The sequence below is a fragment of the Sphingomonas sp. 10B4 genome (assembly GCF_035019905.1).
Classification (GTDB): Bacteria; Pseudomonadota; Alphaproteobacteria; order Sphingomonadales; family Sphingomonadaceae; genus Sphingomonas; species Sphingomonas glacialis.
Genome location: NZ_JASJVC010000475.1, coordinates 1 through 249 on the forward strand (window position 1 = coordinate 1; position 249 = coordinate 249).

Genomic DNA, 249 nt, shown 5'->3' on the forward strand with positions numbered 1-249 from the left:
ACGCCAGCCTTGGTATGTTGCCGAAGAATTTTCCTTTGGAGGGGTTTTTGTATCATCAGGAAACGCTCACGGAGCGGCTCATTGAGTACCGAAAAGTCGCCGGCTTGAGCCTTTTGGTCTTCCTGGCCTTGTGTTTGCTGCTCTATATACTGCGCGTCAACCGACGTCTTGCGCATAGTCTTTCTGCGGGAAAAAAGGATCAACTGCGCCTGCAATTGTTGTCGATGGCGATCGAGCATAGCCCGACTT

The 249-nt window shown here is 51.4% G+C and carries 1 protein-coding gene; it reads left to right on the top strand.

The genetic code is table 11. The annotated features are described in order from the left end of the window. Positions 1 to 249, top strand: a 249-nt coding sequence (locus QN347_RS20555) for a hypothetical protein (protein ID WP_323494512.1), incomplete at both ends; no start/stop codon positions are given.